This window comes from Nonomuraea mesophila (genome assembly GCF_004352805.1).
Lineage (GTDB): Bacteria > Actinomycetota > Actinomycetes > Streptosporangiales > Streptosporangiaceae > Nonomuraea > Nonomuraea longispora.
This window is the reverse complement of the sequence record NZ_SMLD01000053.1, coordinates 33,903-52,840: the sequence shown is the minus strand read 5'-3', so window position 1 is coordinate 52,840 and position 18,938 is coordinate 33,903. Positions and strand designations below refer to the sequence as shown.

The window sequence follows — 18,938 nt, the reverse complement described above, 5'->3', positions numbered from 1 at the left end:
GGCGGTGGTCGGTGGGGGCAGGTCAGGCATCGGTCTTTCCTGAGACGAGGTCGTGTGCGACGGCGCCGGCCCCGACCACGCACACCCCCGCGCCGAGCTGTGCGAGCTCGATGCGGGCGGCGCGGGCGGCGGGAGGCATGGCGTCCCTGGCGACGGCGGCGGTGACGGGGTCGAGGAGCCGGGCTCCGGAACGGGTGACGCCGCCGCCGAGGACGACGAGTTCCGGTTCGAACGCGTTCACCAGGTCGGTGATCGCGGTGCCGAGCGCTTCCGTGGTCTCGTTCCAGATCTCGGTGGCCAGCGCGTCACCGGCGGCCGCCGCGAGGGAGACGTCCTCGGCCGTCGGGAGCTCGATGGCGGACAGGGACGAGGTACGTCCCGCGGCGATGGCCTCGCGGGCGCGTTCGGCGATGGAGGTGCCGGACGCGTACGCCTCGAGGCAGCCCCGCCGGCCGCAGGAGCAGGCGCGCCCGCCGGGCCGGACCATGACGTGGCCGAGTTCGCCGCCGTTGCCGGCCGCGCCCCGGTGCAGGCGCCCGCCGATGACGGCGCCGCCTCCGACGCCGGTGGACACGGTGAGGTAGAGCATCGTGGAGGTGCCGCGGCCCGCGCCGTGGCGGTGTTCGCCCAGCGCGGCGGCCGTGGCATCGTTCTCAAGCGCCGACGGCACGCCGTACGCCTCCGTCGCCATCGCGCCGATGGGGATGTCGATCCACCCCGGCAGGTGCGGCGGGCATTCCAGCACTCCGGCGGCCGCGTCGAGCGGCCCGCCGCAGGAGATGCCGACGGCCGCCACCTGGGGCACGCCCGCCTCGGCGATGGCCTTCCTGCCCAGGTCGAAGAGCCTGGACAGCACCCGCCGCGGCCCGTCGTCCCTGAGGGTGGGGGCGAGTTGCCAGCCGTGGATCCGGCCGTCGCCCGTGACGACGCCGGCGGCGAGTTTGGTGCCGCCGATGTCCAGCGACAGAACGGGGGGAAGATCGTGCTCCATTGGGCCTCCGACGGGAACGCGCGTCACACAGGGGCCGTGTGACATCGTTCCCACACGGGATCCTAGGACGACCTTTCCCCGCGGGTCAACGCGACATATGCCGAAATGTCAGACCGCGGGGGGTGGTGCGGTGGACTCGCGGCTGATCAGCCGCACGTTGAGGACCGTGGTGACGGAGTCGGCGTCGGGCATCTCGATCCGCTCCGACAACCGGCGTACGGCGGTCGCGCCGAGCCCGTAGGTGTTCTGCGAGACCGCGCTGACCGTGGGCGAGACCATGCTCATCCAGGGCGCGTCGTCGAAGGCGACGAGGCTGATGTCGGCGGGCACCCGCAGCCCCAGCTCGCCGATCGCCCGCCAGACGCCCTCGGCGAGCACGTTGTTGGCCGCGAAGACGGCCGTGGGCCGGTCGGGCCCGCGCAGCATGTCGAAGGCCCTGCGGCGGGAGTCGGCGACGTCCCAGCCCGACGAGACGACCAGTTCGGGCTCGACCTTGATGTCGCCGGCCGCGAGCGCCTCCAGATAGCCCTGGTAACGCTCGTAGCCGGTGGTCCAGTCGGTCTCGTCGATGAACAGCGCGATCCTGCGGTGTCCCAGTTCGACCAGGTGGGAGGTGGCGGTGCGGGCGCCGACGCGGTTGCCCACCACCACGCCGTCGGTCGAGCCCGCCGCGAACTGCCGGTCGACCTCGACGACCGGGATGCCATGGGTGCTCAGGTAGGTGGAGACGGCCGAGGAGTTGGGCGTCACGACCACGCCGGCCACCCGGAGCGCGACGAGTGCCTCCGCGGCCTCGCTCTCCGCCTCGGCCGACAGGCTCGTGTCGGCCAGGACCATCGTGTAGCCGCGTTCGCGGGCCTCCCGGCTCGCCCCCGCGGCCAGCTCCGCGTAGAACGGGTTGCGCAGGTCGCTCACCAGGACGCCGACGGACCTGCTCACCTGCTGTTTGAGGGTGCGGGCCATCACGTCGGGGACGTAGCCGAGTTCGGCCGCAGCCCGCAGCACCCGCTCGCGTACGTCACTGGCCGCGTAGCCGCGGCCGGTCAGCGCCCGGGAGACGGTGGAGCGCGAGACTCCGGCGGCCTCCGCGACATCCTTGATCGTGGGACGCCGCGAACGACCAGGGGACGGGCGCCGCTCCATGGTCATCGAAGGCCTTCCCCGACCACGTCGACCAGCGCCTCGGCGTGCTGCCCGAGGCGCAGATCGCCGATGGTCACATCGACGGCGAGGCGTACGCGGCGCCGCGGCACGTCGTCGGCGCCGAGACGGAGACGCACCTGATCCATACCCCCTCCGTCCAGCCTTAGCGTCGAAGACCCGCTTTCGCGGCGCCAGCCCGGTGGAACGACCGGCTCCACCGTGACCGTCGCCTTGCCCGGCCACGGGTTGCGCACCGTGGCCGTCAGCGTGATCTCGCCCCCGGCGGGGACGCTCGAATAGTAAGGGGTCAGGCGGCACAACACCGTGTCGGCCCCCACGTCGAGCCGGTCGAGCGGGAGCAGGTCGTGGTGGAGGGCGACGAGTTCCTCCCCGCGCTCGGTGAGCATGCGCAGGTAGTCGTCGTCGACCCAGCGGGGCCGCCAGTGGCCGCTGACCATGAGGTCGGGGCGGAGCCGCCGGTAGAGTGCGGCGCTCCCGCGGTAGTCCTCGATCCTGAACCGGTTCTTGTACTGGAAGTTCAGGATCTCCTGGCGTTCACCCGGGACACCGCTGCCGTCCTGCTGGTCGCCGGTGACGAGCACCCGATGCCCGTCCACCTCGAACTCGTACGCCGCCGCGTACAGCGTGTGCCCCGGCAGGTCGTGCACGGTGATCTCGTACTCGTGCCAGCGCACCGTCTCCCCCAGCCCCAGCACCCGGTCGGCGGGGATGGGGTCGAACCACTGGCAGGGCAGGTCGTGGTGGAGGGGCGTGGCCAGGATCGGGGCGATGTGGGACGGCGCCCAGATCTCGGTGCCCTCGACGTCGCGCAGCAGGGGCATGCCGGCCACGTGGTCGTCGTGGTAGTGGGTGGGCAGCGCGGCCTCGACCTCGGTGACGCCGTGCAGCTCGCGCAGGGCGGGCAGCGACGCCAGCCACGGCCGGCGGGCCTCACGCGCGGTGCTGCTCACCAGGCCGGTGCACATGTCGTAGCCGAAGTCGAACACCATGGCCGCGCCCGACTCCGACAGCAGGACATAGCTGTAGGACTGGCTGCTCCTGTTCATCAGCAGGTGCGGGGTGACCTCGATGAACGGTTCGGCCAGCAGCCCGCGCACGTTCCAGGGGTGCGGGCGGCGGAAGTCGACGTAGCGCTGCATCGCCGCGGACAGCCGGGTGAGGGCGTCCGCGGGGTCGGTCATCGGCTCGCCGTGCGAGGGCAGCAGCACGTCGGGCCGCTCCCGCTGGAGCAGCTCCGAGCTCAGCACCACCATCGCGGGGCCCTCGTTCTCGGTGTAGGACCACTGGGTGGCGGCCAGCGACCACACCTTCCCCGGGGCGTAGATCAGGTCGCCGGTGAAGGCGGCCCTGGTGCCGCCGGTCTCCACGAGGTAGCTGACGGAGCCGGGGGTGTGACCGGGGGTGGGCACGGCGCGGACGTCCACGCCGCCGTAGCGGGCCGTGCGGTATTCGGGCACCACGCCGTCCACCCGCACCGGCTCCAGCAGCGAGAAGCGGTCGTCGCGCAGGTCGTAGTCGTTGCTGATGCGCCGCCCCTGCCACATCTCGCCGACCTTCTCGAACAGGTCGCGCTCGACCGGCGGCACGTGCACGGCCACGTCGGCCTCGACCGCCTTGGACAGGCCTTGCGCCTGGTCACGGTGGTGGTGTGTCATGAGAACGTCGGTGAGCCGGTCGAGGCCGAGCTCTCCCAGAAGGTCGAGCACCCGGCCGGAGCCGAAGTCGATGGCGATCCCGGTGCGTTCCGCTCCCGGCCGGGCGGGAGCCGCGATGACATAGACGTGGCAGGTGTCCAAAATTCGGAACACCCCGGGCAAAACTTCGGTCACATCCTCACTCACGGGGCGTGATTCTATCCGGTATCGTTCCCACAATGCATGCCCTGGACTGGATCGTCCCCCTTCCGAAAACACTCACGACCGGCCGATCGCACGTCGACCTCAGCGGATGCCGCATCCAGCCCGGCCCCTCCACCGCCACCGCCGCGTTGCGCGCCCTCGAACCGGCGGACGCGCCCGCGGGGCGGCCAGGGACGGGCGAGCCGGTGACGGTGGAGGTCCGGGTGGACGCCGGGACGGAGCTGCCGCCGGAGGGCTACACGCTGAGCGCCGCCCGTGACCGGGTGCTGATCGTGGGCGCGGACCCGGCGGGCGCGTTCTACGGCGCGCAGACCCTGCTGGCCCTCGCCGGGTCCCCGTCGTCGTGCCCGGAACATCGGGTGTGCGTGCCGGAGGCCGAGATCCGCGACTGGCCCGACCTGCCGCTCCGGGGCACCATCGAGGGGTTCTACGGCACCCCGTGGACCCACGCCGACCGCATGGAACACCTGCGCTTCTCCGGCAGGCACAAGCTCAACGCCTACGTCTACGCCCCCAAGGACGACCCGTTCCACCGGGAGCGGTGGCGGGAGCCGTACCCGGAGGAGGAGCTGGCGAGGCTGGCCGAGCTGGTGGCGGAGGCGGCGGCGCGGCACGTCAGGTTCGTGTTCGCGCTGAGCCCCGGCCTGTCCATGGTCTACAGCGACGCCGGCGAGCGGGCGGCGCTGCGGGCCAAGGCCGAGCAGGTGTGGGAGGCGGGGGTCAGGGAGTTCGCGCTGCTGTTCGACGACATCCCGCCCGAGCTGCGGCATGAGCCCGACCGGCGGGAGTTCGGCACGGAGGAGGGCGCGAGCGCGAGCGCCCACGCGGCCGTGTGCCGCGACTTCGCCGCGGAGTTCCTCGCCGCACGCGGGGCCGACCGGCCGCTGACCATGGTGCCCACCGACTACGCGGGCACCGGCGCGACGGCCTACCGCGACCGGCTCGCCGCCGAACTGCCGCCGGACGTGCTGGTCTGGTGGACCGGGCCCGACATCGTGGTGGGCGAGATCTCCGCGCGGGACATGACGGCCGCCGCGGCCTCCTACGGGCACCGGATCGCCCTGTGGGACAACTTCCCCGTCAACGACTTCGACTTCGACCGGGTCTTCCTGGGCCCGCTGACCGGCCGGGCGACCGAGCTGGACGGCGTCCCGCTGGAGGGCGTCACGGCCAACCCGATGGTGGAGGCGGCGGCGTCACGGATCGCGCTGACGACCGTGGCCGACTACGCCTGGCATCCGGCGGCCTACGATCCGGCCCGCTCGCACGAGCGGGCCGTGCGGCTGCTGCCGGGCGCCACGGAGCTGCTGCCGCTGGTGGAGGCGTGCTCGTCCTGGCCGCCCGGCGCCGACCAGAGCCCGGTGCTCACCTCGCTGTGCGCTGCCGCGCTGAAGGGCGAACCTTCAGAACGGCTGCGCGCCGAACTGACCCGGCTGGCCGGGCTGCCGGTGGACGTACCGGGTCCGATCGCCGCCGAGCTGTCCCGCTGGGTGGCGGCCGCCAAGGACATGGCCGCGGCGGGCCTGGCCGCCCTCGACCTGCTCGGCGCCGCCCCGGACGCCCGTTCCGCCCAGGCCCCCGCCGTGGCGCGGGCGCTGGCACGGGCCGAGGAGCACCAGGCGAACGTCCTGCGCCGCGTGATCCCGCCGTTCGTCCGCGCCGCCCTGGAATCCGCCCTGGAACAGGCCGGCCCCTGACCGTATCCCTCACCATCCCGGCCTGCCCACTGCCCGCACCTGCCCGCCCGCGCCGTCACGGCGGCGCGGGCGGACTCACAGGGCGAGCACCTGGCCGGCGGCGGACAGCTCGTCCTGCAGGGCGGTGACGTCGATGTCCTGCACGGCCTCGCCGCCGCCCGCCGCCCGCGCCGCGGCGAGCCCGGCGGCGTGGCCGAGCATCTGGTACTGGACCTCCATCCGGATGGAGGAGAACGCCACGTGCGAGGCCGACACGCAGACCGGCACCACGAGGTTGGCGCATTCCTCCCGCCGGGGCACGAGCGCCGCGTACGGGATCTGGTAGGGGGCGACCCCCACCGACAGGTAGCCCTCGGTGACGACCATCGGCACCGGGTCGGGGTGCTCGTACACCCACCGCCAGGTCCGCTGCACCTCGCGGATGTCGAGGTGGTACGACCCCATCGCGATGACGTCCTCCTGCGGGCGGCTGTGCACGAGGTCGTGTTCCGTCAGGTGCCTGTCCCCCAGCATGCGCCGCGCCTCGCGCACGTACAGCTGGTGGGGCAGGTGACCGGTGTCGCCGAACTCGTCGGGCGGCAGCCCCCAGCGCCCCAGCTCGGCCCGCACGCTCGCGGGCACCTCGGGATCGTGGGAGAGGAAGTACAGCAGGTCCTGGGCGTGGTGCAGGTGGTGCAGCCGGATGCGTTCGCGCTCACCGGGACCGGCCTCCGGATAGTCCCAGGCGGAGCGGTCGAGCACGCTGAGGGAGAACGGCCCGAGCGAGTTGCCGTCGCACTTGCCGTTCGGGAGGTTCGGCGCCAGTCCGACGAGCCGTCCTGCGCGGGGCTCGACGCCCTGCTCGCGCCAGTGCCGGAACAACCGCCGCCCGAGCTCCCAGTGCTCCTCGTCGTAGCCGGGCCGGCGCTCGATCGGGATGCGGTCGGGGGCGCTGGTCAGGCAGACGCGGTAGCCGTACGACATGACGCCGCCGTCGCCCTCGCCCACCTCGGCCATGGGCCCGTCGGCGACCTGCGGCAGGAGCGTGCCGTCGGCGCGGAACGGCGAGATCCACGGCGGGAAGTTGTGCATGCCGGGCACGACCTCGCGGCGCCCGGCGAAGCTCTCCCCGTGCAGCGTGCGGTCCTCCCTGCCGACCCGGTACGACACGCCGGCGGCGGCCATCAGGTCACCCTCGTAACCGGCGTCCACGAAGGCGCCGGCGCCGTAGTCGCCCTGAGGGGTGACGACGGAATAGATGCGTTCGCCCGAGGTGACCACCGTGCGGAGCGGGGCGTCGTACACGACCTCCACGCCGGCGCGTTCCAGCCACGACAGGAAGATGGCCTCGGCGACGTGCGGCTCGGGACCCGCGTAGTGGCCGGGCTCGACCCCGTAGGCGGCGGCGACGGCCCGGCGGAACTCGGCGGCCATCCCGCCGAGCACGCGCGCGTCGCCGATGTCGGTGTAGCCGAGCCCGCCCGAGGTCATGCCGCCGACGTGCCGGCCGGGTTCGAGCAGCACGGTGTCGAGGCCGCGGCGGGCGGCGGCGACGGCGGCGCACACGCCCGCGGACGTCGCACCGTACACGACCACCTCGGCCTGCCTCATCGCCGCCACCACGTCGCCACCTGGCGCAGGTCGTCGCCGGTGATCTGCTCGCCGGTGTTGTCGATGGACTCGACGTAGTACAGGGCGGGCACGCCGAGCGAGGGCTGCTCCCGCGCGTACGCGAGCCAGTCGGCCCTGCTGGGCATGGGCCACTGGTCGGTGTCGACGAGGTGTTCCGGCATGGCGTGCGCGGCCACCGCGTGTCGGAAGCGGAGCTGGTCGACGGCGGGCACGGGCTCGCCGCGGGCGTCGAGCTCCAGCACGTCGTTGAGCCTGATCATGTCGGTGACGTCCCCGAACGCGGGGTGCGGGGTGTGGGTGATCATGAGGGCGTCGGGTTTGACGCGCTTGGCGGCGGCGTACATGGTGGCGAGCAGCTCGTGCAGGAGGGAGAACCCCCAGGTGGAGCCGTACGCCTTGAGGTGCGACCCGCTGGGGAACCACTGCGTGAAGTCGATCTTGAATCCGTCGGCGTCGAGGTCGCCGAGCAGCCGCCGCATGATCTCGCCGATCCTGCGCCGGTAGGCGGGGTTCGACGGGTCGGCGGCCACGGCTCGGCCGGCTGCGTCGGTCACGCACTCCTCGGCGGGCAGGCCGTCGGGCGACCACGCGCGCCACCACAACAGCACCCGCTGCCCGCGCGCGTGCCGGTCGGCGATCCATTCGCGCAGTCCGGGCCACTTGGCGGGGTCGGGCTCCTGGTTGCCGTAGGTGAGCTGCCACCGGTCGTCGATGACGACGGTGGCGGGCACGACGCCGTGCTCCTCCAGCCTGGCCAGCCACTCGTCGTAGAGGTCCTGCCGGGACAGCTCGACCGGGGAGCGTCCGGCGGCCCGCGCGCACTGGGCGCCCCAGCCGCAGAAGATGGTCCCGCTCCACCAGTCGTGCCGCTCCGCGACCGGGCCCTGGGGGGCCAGGCCGTGCTCCACGAGGTCCTCCCGGTGGTGGGAGACGGCCTCCCAGGGGGACGACGCCGCGCGGAAGACCACGGCCGGCGACGTCCACGCGCCGCTCACCGCCGTCTGGCACTCGTAGTCGAAGCGCAGCAGCGCGCCGCCATCGAGGGGTTCGTACCGGAGCTCGGTGAAGGTCAGGTCCGCGATCCCGGCGCGCACCGACGCCCCGAGCCAGGGGCCTTCCGGTACGGAGGTCGCGCCCCCGTCGGGCTCCCCCTTGCCGAAGGCGAGAGCCAGCGGCGGCGGCGAGAAGACGGCGTGCAGGCGGCCCGGCGAGGCGTCGCCGATCACGGTGAGGGCGAGCGGCGCCGACGCCGGCCGCACCACGTGCACGGGGTGCGTGGGCGTGGGGTTGAAGACGCCGCGGGCGTGCACCCCCGAGCGGAACGTGCCGGCCGCGCGGGTGTTGAGCACCGCCCGCCCGCCGAGCAGCGTCACGTCGCCGATCACGCCGTCGCCCTCGACCCGCACCTCCAGCGCGATCGTCTCGGGGGTGCAGGTGAGGCGGACGGTCTTGGCCTCCCACGCGGTCGAGCGCTGCGGGAAGTCGAAGACCGCCACGTCGCCGCGCTCGGCGAGCACGGGCGGCAGGGTCTCGTACGTCTCGTCGCGGTCGCTCCTGGTGGCGACGGAGGCGATGAGACTGAGGGTCATCCAGCCTTCCAGCTCGGCGCTGGGGTCGGTGCGCGAGACGGTCAGCCGGTAGTGCCCGCTGTCCAGGTGGTAGGCGGTGTCCGTGGTGGTGATCCGCATGGTCTAGCCGTAAGCCTCGATCCTGGGCAGGGCGGGGGCGGTGCCGCCCCCGGCGATGAGCCGGGCGTAGTAGCGCCCGGAGTCCTTGATCGTCCGGGCGCCGGTCGCGTGGTCGACGTGGACGAGCCCGAATCTGGGCCGGTAGCCCAGCGCCCACTCGAAGTTGTCCATGAGCGACCAGTGGAGGTAGCCGCGCACGTCGGCGCCCGCGTCGATGGCCTCGCCGACGGCCGCGACGTGGTCGCGCAGGAAGGCGATCCTGCGCTCGTCGTGGACCTGGCCGTCGTGGGAGGGCGTGTCGCCGAAGACGCCGCCGTTCTCGGTGATCATCAGCGGCGTTCCGGGGAAGCGGCGGCTCAGGCCGATCAGCAGGTCGCGCAGCGCGCCCGCGTTGATCTCCCAGCCTTCGTCGGTCCGCGCCACGTCGCCGCTGGGCCCGACGACCCGCCAGGGGAACGGTCCCGGCGGCGCCGCCGCCATGACGCGCCTGGTGTAGTAGTTGACGCCGAGGAAGTCGCTGCGCCCGCCGATGGCGGCCTCGTCGCCGTCCCGGATGAAGTCCAGGCCGTGGCCGAGCGCCCGCTCCCAGTGCCCGCGCATGTCGGCGGGATAGCCGCCGGCGAGCAGCGGGTCGAGGTACCACCGGTTGACGTAGCCGTCGGAGCCGGTGGCGGCGGCCCGGTCGGCCTCGCTGCCGGTGGCCGGGTCGCAGGGGAAGAGGCTGAGCGCCGAGCCGGCCAGCACGCCGGGATGGGCGTGCAGCACGTCGGCCGCCGCGCCGTGGCCGAGCAGCACGTGGTGCCCGGCCTTGACGGCCGTGCCGAGGTCGGCGACCCCGGGGGCGTGCAGCCCGAGCTGGTAGCCGAGCAGCGCGATGATCCACGGCTCGTTCTGCGTGATCCACCAGGTGACGCGGTCGGCCAGCCGCGCGGCGACCGCCTCGGTGTAGGCGGCGAAGGCGGACACGGTGGCCCGCTCGGCCCAGCCTCCGGTCAGCGCGGAGGGCATGTCCCAGTGGTTGAGCGTGAGCACGGGCTCGGCGCCGGCGTCGAGCAGCGCGTCGGTGAAGCGCTCGTAGTGGTCGAGCGCCTTGGGGTCGGGGTGCACGCCGTCGGGCATGACCCGCGACCAGCCGGTGGAGAACCGGTAGGCGCGCAGCCCGAGCTCCTTGACCAGCTCGACGTCCTCACGCCAGCGCACGTAGGAGTCGCACGCCCGCGAGCCGTCGCCGCCGCCCTCGACGGCGCCGGGCCGGCGGCAGAACACGTCCCACACCGACTCGCCCCTGCCGTGGTGGCCCTCGATCTGGTACGCGGACGTGCCCGCGCCCCACAGGAATCCGCCGGGGAAGCTCATCCCTTGCTCCCGGTGGTCGCGATGCCCTTGACGAAGTGCTTCTGGCCGAGGAAGAACAGGATGATCATCGGAATGGTGGTGATCACGCTGGCCGTCATGACGATCTCCCAGTGCCACTCGCCGCCGAACCCGAACTGGTCGAGCAGCGCCTTCAGCCCGCGCGGCACGGTGAACGTGCTGGAGTCGCGCAGGTAGATGAGCGGCCGCATCAGGTCGGTCCAGGCCGCCTGGAACTCGAACAGCAGCGTCACCACGACGGCCGGCTTGCACAGCGGCAGCGCGACCCTGGTGAAGATCTGCCAGTTGTTCGCGCCGTCGATCTTCGCCGCCTCGAACGGCTCGCGCGGCAGCCCGAGGAAGAACTGGCGCAGCAGGAAGATGTAGAAGGCGCTGCCGAACAGGTTCTGCGCCCACAGCGGGGTCAGCGTGCCCACCATGCCGAGGGAGTTCCAGATGAGGAACACCGGGATCATGGTCACCGCGCCCGGCAACATCATGGTGCCGAGCACGACGCTGAACAGCGCGCCCCTGCCGGGGAAGCGGAAGTAGGCGAAGCCCCACGCCACCATCGCGCTCGTGATCGTCACGGCGACCGCCGCCAGCACGGTCACGAACAGCGTGTTCACCATCCACAGGGCCAGCGGCGCCTCCTGCCAGACCTGGATGTAGTTGTCGAAGGTGAACGTCTCGGGGATCAGCCGGTGGTCGAACACCTCGCTGCGCGGCTTGAAGGAGGCGCTGAGCAGCCAGACGAACGGGTAGATGAACGCGATGGCGAACGCGCTCAGCGCGGTCCAGATCAGGATCAGCCGGGCGCGCCTCACGGGTTCCCCCCTTCGTAGTGGACGAACCGCCTGGTCACCAGGATCTGCACGACCGTGATCGCCATGATCACGATGAACAGCAGCCAGGCCAGGGCCGAGGCGTAGCCCATGTGCAGGAACTCGAAGGCCTGCTGGAACAGGTAGATGGCGTAGAACAGCGCGGCGTCGTTGCTGTAGGTGGTGTTGCCCGAGCCGAAGAAGGCGGTGTACGCCTCCGTGAACGACTGCAGGGCGTTGATGCTGTCCACGATGAACAGGAAGAACAGGGTGGGGCTGATCATCGGCACGGTGATCCGCAGCGTACGCCGCCACCAGCCGGCCCCGTCGACGACGGCGGAGTCGTACAGCTCCTGGGGGACGCCGCGCAGCGCGGCCAGGATGATGACCACCGACGAGCCGACGGTCCACAGGCTCATCAGCACCAGGCCGGGCTTGACCCAGTTCGGGTCGGTCGTCCAGGCGGGGCCGTCGATGCCGAAGATGCCGAGGAAGCCGTTGATCAGGCCGCTCTGCCCGTTGAACAGCATCAGCAGCAGGATGCCGACGGCGACCGGCGGCGTCATCTTGGGCAGGAAGAAGGCCGTACGGAAGAAGCCGGTGGCCTTCGTGGCGCTGTTGAGCAGCAGCGCCAGGCCAAGGGAGACGATCAGCTGGGTCGGGACCGACATCACCATGAAGATGAACGTGTTCCTGAGCGCCAGGCCGACCTTGGGATCCTCGAAGAGGGTCCGGTAGTTCTCGAGCCCGACGAACGACGGGTCGTTGATCACGTCGTAGTCGGTCAGCGACAGGTAGGCGCTGTTGATGACGGGCCACGCGGTGAAGATCAGGAAGCCGAGGATCCAGGGGCTGATGAACAGCAGCGCCGCCCGGGTCTCGACGAACCGCATGGACTTCCGGAACAGGGGCCGGGAGTGGGATCGGGAGCGGGGCATCTCAGTTCGTACGCTTCGTCCAGCCGGCCCATGCCTCGTCGAGCGCCTTCTGGGCGTCCTGCTGGGCCTTGTCGAGTGCGGCCTTCGGCTCGTCCTGGCCGTTGAGCACCCGGTTCACGGCGCCCTGCCAGGCGTCCTTGAACTCCTTGTCGGCCGGGTTGGCGGGAAGGCTGAAGGTGTTCGCGTTGGCCTCGTAGATGGCCTTGACGCCGGCGTCCCAGGTCTCACCGCCCGAGGTGAGCATCTTCTCGATCTCCGCGTCGGCCTTGACGTTGCCGGTGAGCACGCCGGTGAACGGCTTGCCGTCGGCCTTGCGCTTGTCCAGGCGGGCCTGGGCGGCGGCCTTCCAGGTGTCGACGAGCGTCATGGTCTTGGCGAAGCGGCAGGCGGCGCCGGGGTTCTTGGAGCCCTTGGGGATGGCCCACGACGAGCCGGACGAGTAGGCCAGGGGCTCGCCCTGCGGGGTGCGGAAGGTGTCGAACACCAGGGGCGCCTTGGGCGAGACGTCGTTGAGGACGTTGACGTACCACTGCTCCATCGGCATGGCGCCCAGCTCGTTCTTGGCGAACTGGTTGCCCTTGCCGAAGAAGTCGGCGGAGTCGCGCACGGCCTTGACCTTGGCGAAGCCGCCCTGCGCGGTGTAGATGCCGACGGCGAACTCCAGCGCCTTGACCACGGCGGGGCTGTTGAGCTGGGCCTTCCTGCCGTCGGCCGACAGCAGGTCGGCGCCGTTGGCCTTGGCCCACAGCGGCAGGAACTCCGGCAGCTTGCTGTCGTAGCCGATCACCTTGAGCTTGCCGCCCGGGGCCTTGACGAGTTTCCTGGCCGCCTCGGTGACCTTGCTCCAGTCGGAGCCGTTGACGTCCTCGATCGTCAGCCCGGCCGCCTTGAGCAGGTCGCCGTTGGCCATGGTGATCTGGACCTGGTTGAACTCGGGGATGGCCCAGACCTGCTCGCCGAACGTCACCTGGCCGAGCGCGTTCTTGTTGTACATCGAGGTGTCGATCGACTCGCCCTTGATGCACTCGGTCAGCGGCATGATCGCGCCGCGTGAGGCGAACGTGCCGATCTGGTCGCGGTTGGCGTAGATGATGTCCGGCGGGTCGCCGGCGGCGACGGCGGACAGGAACTGCTGGATGTCGAGGTCGCCCTCGATCAGCTTGATCTCCGCGCCGCCGAGGGCCTTCTCGGCCAGGTCGACGCGGGTCGTCCCGATCTCGTCGGTCGCGCCGAAGCCCATCACGGAGATGGAGCCGCTGAAGGTGGCACCGGGGTCGAACTGGCCGGCCGACGGGGTCGGGGCGGCTCCGCCACCGGTGCCCTTGGCACACGAGGTGAGCGCCAGAGCCAGCGACACCGACAGGACGGACCAGCGGACGAGGGGGGATCTCATGGGGTTTCGCCTCCACACTGAGCAAGCGGGGCATCAGGCATGCTGATGACGGCCACGTGGCGCCAGGCCAGTGTGGCAACGTTCACACATCTGAGAACGTACCCATATCGCCGAAAAGGCGTCAACCACTCAGATCACTGCGTTTCAGTGTCGTTAACAACAGCCACCGGTGTGGGACGCCCGCCCGAACGCCGCAAACCCCTACGAGACAGCCCGCAACAGCACAAAGGCCCGGCCTGGGAAGGCCGGGCCTTGAGCGAGAAAGGTGTCAGTGCTTGACGGCCTTCTCCGAGCCGACGCCGGTGAGGGAGCGGACCTCGATCTCGGCGTACTTGGCGGCGTTGTACTCCTTGCTCATGATCGTGCCGATCCAGCCGCAGAGGAAGCCGATCGGGATCGACAGGATGCCCGGGTTGCTCAGCGGGAACCAGGAGAAGTCGGCGTCCTTGAACAGCGCCGCCTCGCTCCCGGAGACCACCGGCGAGAAGATCACCAGCAGCAGGGCCGAGATCAGGCCGCCGTAGATCGCGCTGACCGCGCCGGAGGTGTTGAACCTCTTCCAGAACAGGCTGTAGAGGATCGCCGGCAGGTTGCCCGAGGCGGCGACGGCGAAGGCCAGCGCCACCAGGAAGGCGACGTTCTGGCTCTGCGCCAGGATGCTCAGGCCGATGGCGATGGCGCCGATCACCAGGGCGGAGATCCTGGCCACCACGACCTCCTGCCGCTCGCTGGCCTGGCCGCGCCGGAAGACGTGCGCGTACAGGTCGTGGGCGAAGCTGGAGGAGGAGGCGAGCGTGAGGCCGGCCACCACCGCCAGGATCGTGGCGAAGGCGACGGCGCCGATGAACGCCAGCAGGATCGTGCCGCCCACCGGGCCGAAGATCTCCTCACCGATCCGCAACGCGAGCAGCGGCGCCGCCGTGTTGCCTCCCGGGTCGCCGGCGACGATCTCCTCACGGCCGACCAGGGCCGCGGCGCCGAAGCCGAGCACCAGCGTGAGCAGGTAGAACACGCCGATGATGCCGATGCCCCACAGCACGGACTTGCGGGCGTCCTTGGCGGTGGGGACGGTGTAGAAGCGGATGAGGATGTGCGGCAGGCCCGCCGTGCCGAGCACCAGGGCGAGGCCGAGGCTGATCAGGTCGATCTTGCCCGCGATGCCCTGCGCCTCGGTACCGTACTTCAGGCCCGGGACGAGGAAGCTGCCGGTGTTGCCCGACGGCCCGCTCGTGGCCGCCGCCTGGCTCAGCAGCGCCGACAGGTTGAAGCCGAACTTGCCCAGCACCAGCACCGTCACCAGGGCGGCGCCGGTCATCAGCAGCACGGCCTTGACGATCTGCACCCAGGTGGTGCCCTTCATGCCGCCGAACACGACGTACACGATCATCAGCGTGCCCACGCCGACGATCGTCCACAACTTGCCCGCCTCCGACTCGATGCCGAGCAGCAGGCCGACCAGCGCGCCCGCGCCGACCATCTGGGCCAGCAGGTAGAAGATGCTGACGACGATCGTCGACGCCCCGGCGGCGGTGCGCACCGGGCGCGGGCTCATCCGGAAGGCGAGCACGTCGGCCATGGTGAACTTGCCGGAGTTCCGCATCAGCTCGGCCACCAGCAGCAGCGCGACCAGCCACGCCACCAGGAAGCCGATGGAGTACAGGAACCCGTCGTAACCTGACAGGGCGATGATGCCGGCGATGCCGAGGAAGGAGGCGGCCGACATGTAGTCGCCGCCGATCGCCAGGCCGTTCTGCGCGCCGCTGAAGGACCGGCCGCCCGCGTAGTAGTCGGCGGCCGTCTTGGTCTGCCGGCTGGCCCAGACGGTGATCCCCAGCGTCGCGGCGACGAACGTGAGGAAGAGGATCATCCCCAAGGTTGTCGAGCTCACTTGGCCTTCTCCTCAACCTCGTGACGGAGCTTGTCGGCGATCGGGTCGAGCGCCTTCTCCGCGTGCCTGGAGTACGCCCACGCGATGAGGAAGGTGGAGACGAACTGCAGCAGGCCCAGAATGAGACCCACGTTGATGTCGCCCCACACCTTGATTCCCATGAAGTCGCGCGCCCATCCCGACAGCACCACGTACAGCAGGTACCACGCGAGGAACGCGACGGTCATGGGGAAGGTCCAGCGGCGGAATCGCCTCTTCAGATCCTGGAACTCACTGCTCCCCTGCACTTGTTCATAAACCGATGCGTCATGTTCTTGAGACGTCACGAGCCCTCCACTGTGATGCGGATCACGCCCAACGTAAGAGCGCAACCTACCGCTCGTGGAGATCTACGGCCGAGTTGTTCGGCGAGCCGCCGTCGCTCGGCGCTTAGTTGGCACTGTCCTGCGGTGAAAGGTCTGTATGACGCGGTGAGCGGTCGGCTTTCCCTTTCACCCCTTTACGGCCCCAGCGGTCAGCCCTTCGACGATGTAGCGCCGGATCGCGGCGAAGAGCACCAGCGTGGGCAGCACGGAGATCACCGTGGCGGCCGCCATCGAACCCCAGTCGATGTCGTACTGGGTGATGAAGGAGTTCATGGCGACCGGGATGGTCTTGGCGTCCTCGCTGTCGATGAAGGTGATCGCCAGGAACAACTCGTTCCAGCACTGCACGAACGCGAAGATGAAGGTCGCCGCGATGCCCGGCAGCATGACCGGGATCACCACCCGTACCATCGCCACCAGCCGCGAGGCGCCGTCCACCTGGGCGGCCTCCTCCAGCGCCACCGGCACCCGCTCGTAGAAGCCGCGCATGATGATCGTGGCGAACGGCACCAGCATCGCGACGTACACCAGCATGAGCCCCGCCAGCCGGTTGAGCAGGTCGAGGTCCGACATGAGCAGGTAGAGCGGCCCGAGCGCGATGAACAGCGGGATCATCTGGGTGACCAGGAAGGCCAGCATCACCGCTCCCCTGCCGGGGAAGGCGAAGCGGGCCAGCGTGTAGCCGCCCAGCACGCCGATGGAGGTCACCGCCCCGGCCGAGACCAGCGAGACGAGCAGGCTGTTGCCCAGGTAGACGCCGAAGTCGGCGAAGGAGAACAGCTCCTCGTAGTGCTCGAACGTCACCTCGCCCGGCCAGTACTTCAGCGGCATCGAGAAGATCTCGGACTTGGGCTTCAGCGACGTGACGAGGATCCAGTAGAGCGGGAACAGCGTGACCAGCAGCCAGACGCCCAGCACGACGGCCTTGGCCGCGGTAGCGACGTGTCTCATCGTGCCGTTCACCGGGCCTTCTCGAATCGGGTGGCGTTCAGGTAGAAGACGCTGAAGGCGAGCAGCAGGCCGAGCACGAGCAGGCCGACCGCGCCCGCGCGGCCGTAGTCGCCGCCGATGACCTGCTGGATGAGGAACGTCGTGATGATGTCGGTGCCGCCCGCGGGGCCGCCGCCGGTCATCGAGTAGATGAGGTCGGGGAAGTTCAGGATCCAGATGATGCGCAGCAGCACGATCAGGGCCAGCGTGGGCCGGATGTGCGGCAGCGTCACGTGCCAGAACTGCCGCAGACGGGAGGCGCCGTCCACGGACGCCGCCTCGTAGAGGTCACGGGGCACCGACTGCAGCGCGGCCATGATCATGATGGCGAAGAACGTGACGCCGTACCAGATGTTGGCCACGATCACCGAGGTCATCGCCCAGCCCGGGGTGGCGAGGAAGCCGATGCGCTCGTCGATGAGACCTGCCTTCAGCAGCAGGTCGTTGATCACGCCGAACTGGCCGTTGAACATCCACCGCCACAGCAGCCCGATGAGGAAACCCGACATGGCCCACGGGAAGAACACCCACGCCTGGTAGAGGCCGCGACCGCGGAAGTGCCTGCGCAGCAGCAGCGCGAGCCCGAAGCCGAGGAAGAACTGGAAGAACAGCGACACCGCCACCCACGTGCCGGTGTTGCGCAGCGCCGTCCAGAACCGGTCCTCGGCCAGCACGGCCCGGAAGTTCTCCAGCCCGGTGAACGGCGTCGAGGTCAGGTCGAACAGGTTGTAGCGCTGAAAGGCGATCACCGCGCCGCGGATCATCGGATAGTAGGTGAACAGCGCCACGAAGACCGCGCCGGGCAGCAGGCACAGCAGGATGAAGCGTGCTCTGCGGAGCGTGAAGGCGCGGCCCGCGGGGGTGCGTGCCGTGCTCAAGAGACCTTCTTCGCCTGGTCCGTCCAGAAGGCGTCCCACGACTTGAGCACCTCGGCGACGGTCTTCTTGCCGGTGATCAGCGCCTGGATGTCACGGTCGGAGTCGACGGTGAACTGGCTCCAGCCCGGATAGTCCACCGGCCTGATCGTGATCACCTGCTTGGGGTCCTCCTGCGCCTCCAGGTACGCCTTCCACGCGCCCTGCGAGAACTGCGGGTCGTTCTGGGCCTGCTTGGAGATCGGGATGAGCGAGTTGCCCTTGGCGAAGGCGATGCTCTGCTCGGCCTCCGACAGGAACTGCACCAGCTTGACCGCCTCCTTCGGGTGCTCGCTGAAGGAGGTCGCGCCCCATCCGGCGTAGCCGACGGGCTGGAAGGCGTAGCCGGTGGGCCCCTTCGGGATGGGAGCGGTGGACCAGGCCGTGACGCCGCTCTCCTCCACCGACTTGATCACTTCGGGGTCCTGGATGAGCATGCCGGTGACACCCGAGGTGAAGCCCTGCACCATCTCGGGGAAGCCCCACGACACCGAGTCGGGCGGCGAGGTCTCCTTGAAGATCTTGACGAAGAGCTCCAGGGCCTCGGCCGCCTCGGGGGTGGAGAAGATCGTGCTCTTGTCCTTCAGGAAGAAGGACTTCTCGGGGTCGAGCCTGTCGCCGTTGTACGCGCTGATCATCATGACCGCGTAGTCGGCGCCGCCCTTGCCGCCCCTGAACGAGTAGCCGAACCGGTCGCCCGTGGTCATCTTCTTGCCGGCCTCGTAGAGCTCCTGCCAGGTGGCCGGCGGCCGGCTCATGCCCCAGTCCGTACGGTAGAACAGCGTGCGCTGGTAGAACCCGTACGGGATGAGGTAGGGCTTGCCGCCGACCTCGACGGCCTTCTTCTGGGCCAGCTCGGTCAGGTCGGACCAGCCGGCCCAGCCGGTGGTGGGCAGCTCGGCCAGCCAGCCGTTGTTGGAGAAGGACTTGGCCGTGTGGTCGCGCACCTCCAGCACGTCGAGGTCCTTCTTGGTCTGCAGGATCTGCAGGATCTTCTGGTCGGCGCTGTCGAGCGGGGGCGAGATCAGCTCGACCTCGATGCCGGGGTTCGCCTCCTCGAAGTCGGCGATCAGCTTCTTGATGAGTTTCGTACGGTCGGGGCTGGTCAGGCTCTCGATCATGCGCAGGCGTACCTCTCCCGAGGACGAGCCCGAGCCGCAGCCCGCGAGCACCAGCGTGACGGCGACCGCGGTCGCCAGAAGGGGGGTTTTCATGGCTGTTCTCCCGCGTGTTCTGGACAGCGCTGTCAGTCACGCTATGGTC

At 70.3% G+C, this 18,938-nt stretch carries 15 protein-coding genes; 1 reads left to right on the top strand and 14 read right to left on the bottom strand.

The window, feature by feature from the left end; genetic code table 11:
- Positions 1-22: 22 nt before the first annotated feature.
- From E1295_RS21075 to E1295_RS21065, 3 genes are all read right to left on the bottom strand, one after another.
- On the bottom strand, positions 23-991 hold the full coding sequence (locus E1295_RS21075) for an ROK family protein (protein ID WP_132632039.1): 969 nt from the start codon (positions 989-991) through the stop codon (positions 23-25).
- Between the two features lie 108 nt (positions 992-1,099).
- On the bottom strand, positions 1,100-2,140 hold the full coding sequence (locus tag E1295_RS21070) for a LacI family DNA-binding transcriptional regulator (protein ID WP_220448826.1): 1,041 nt from the start codon (positions 2,138-2,140) through the stop codon (positions 1,100-1,102).
- Positions 2,137-3,996 (bottom strand): MBL fold metallo-hydrolase, encoded by a 1,860-nt coding sequence (locus E1295_RS21065; RefSeq protein ID WP_220448825.1) that lies wholly within the window; start codon positions 3,994-3,996, stop codon positions 2,137-2,139. The genes E1295_RS21070 and E1295_RS21065 overlap by 4 nt, the downstream gene beginning before the upstream one ends.
- A gap of 32 nt (positions 3,997-4,028) precedes the next feature.
- Here E1295_RS21065 and E1295_RS21060 point away from each other — a divergent pair, with 32 nt between their 5' ends.
- Complete coding sequence (locus E1295_RS21060; protein ID WP_132632038.1) at positions 4,029-5,711, top strand: glycoside hydrolase family 84 protein; 1,683 nt, start codon at positions 4,029-4,031, stop codon at positions 5,709-5,711.
- A gap of 75 nt (positions 5,712-5,786) precedes the next feature.
- Here the strand turns inward: E1295_RS21060 and E1295_RS21055 are convergent, their stop codons facing one another.
- The 11 genes from E1295_RS21055 to E1295_RS21005 all read right to left on the bottom strand — a co-directional run bounded on the left by E1295_RS21055 (position 5,787) and on the right by E1295_RS21005 (position 18,889).
- Positions 5,787-7,313 (bottom strand): FAD-dependent oxidoreductase, encoded by a 1,527-nt coding sequence (locus E1295_RS21055; RefSeq protein WP_220448824.1) that lies wholly within the window; start codon positions 7,311-7,313, stop codon positions 5,787-5,789.
- Positions 7,298-9,010 (bottom strand): alpha-amylase family protein, encoded by a 1,713-nt coding sequence (locus tag E1295_RS21050; protein ID WP_132632037.1) that lies wholly within the window; start codon positions 9,008-9,010, stop codon positions 7,298-7,300. The genes E1295_RS21055 and E1295_RS21050 overlap by 16 nt, the downstream gene beginning before the upstream one ends.
- A 3-nt stretch (positions 9,011-9,013) precedes the next feature.
- Positions 9,014-10,366 (bottom strand): GH1 family beta-glucosidase, encoded by a 1,353-nt coding sequence (locus E1295_RS21045; RefSeq protein WP_132632036.1) that lies wholly within the window; start codon positions 10,364-10,366, stop codon positions 9,014-9,016.
- On the bottom strand, positions 10,363-11,190 hold the full coding sequence (locus E1295_RS21040) for a carbohydrate ABC transporter permease (protein ID WP_166427335.1): 828 nt from the start codon (positions 11,188-11,190) through the stop codon (positions 10,363-10,365). The genes E1295_RS21045 and E1295_RS21040 overlap by 4 nt, the downstream gene beginning before the upstream one ends.
- Positions 11,187-12,080 carry a carbohydrate ABC transporter permease gene (locus E1295_RS21035; protein WP_220448823.1) on the bottom strand — a complete coding sequence of 298 codons (894 nt, stop codon included), beginning with the start codon at positions 12,078-12,080 and terminating at the stop codon, positions 11,187-11,189. Before E1295_RS21035 ends, E1295_RS21040 begins: the two co-directional genes overlap by 4 nt.
- Before the next feature lie 46 nt (positions 12,081-12,126).
- On the bottom strand, positions 12,127-13,518 hold the full coding sequence (locus tag E1295_RS21030) for an ABC transporter substrate-binding protein (RefSeq protein WP_132632034.1): 1,392 nt from the start codon (positions 13,516-13,518) through the stop codon (positions 12,127-12,129).
- Between the two features lie 268 nt (positions 13,519-13,786).
- On the bottom strand, positions 13,787-15,385 hold the full coding sequence (locus E1295_RS21025) for a solute symporter family protein (RefSeq protein WP_132632045.1): 1,599 nt from the start codon (positions 15,383-15,385) through the stop codon (positions 13,787-13,789).
- Between the two features lie 17 nt (positions 15,386-15,402).
- On the bottom strand, positions 15,403-15,693 hold the full coding sequence (locus E1295_RS21020; RefSeq protein ID WP_342775901.1) for a DUF485 domain-containing protein: 291 nt from the start codon (positions 15,691-15,693) through the stop codon (positions 15,403-15,405).
- Positions 15,694-15,897: 204 nt separating this feature from the next.
- Positions 15,898-16,722, bottom strand: a complete 825-nt coding sequence (locus tag E1295_RS21015) for a carbohydrate ABC transporter permease (protein WP_132632032.1) — start codon at positions 16,720-16,722, stop codon at positions 15,898-15,900.
- A gap of 8 nt (positions 16,723-16,730) precedes the next feature.
- Entirely contained in the window at positions 16,731-17,639 is a 909-nt protein-coding gene (locus E1295_RS21010; protein ID WP_220448822.1) for a carbohydrate ABC transporter permease, read from the bottom strand.
- Positions 17,636-18,889 (bottom strand): ABC transporter substrate-binding protein, encoded by a 1,254-nt coding sequence (locus E1295_RS21005; RefSeq protein ID WP_132632031.1) that lies wholly within the window; start codon positions 18,887-18,889, stop codon positions 17,636-17,638. Before E1295_RS21005 ends, E1295_RS21010 begins: the two co-directional genes overlap by 4 nt.
- Positions 18,890-18,938: the final 49 nt, after the last annotated feature.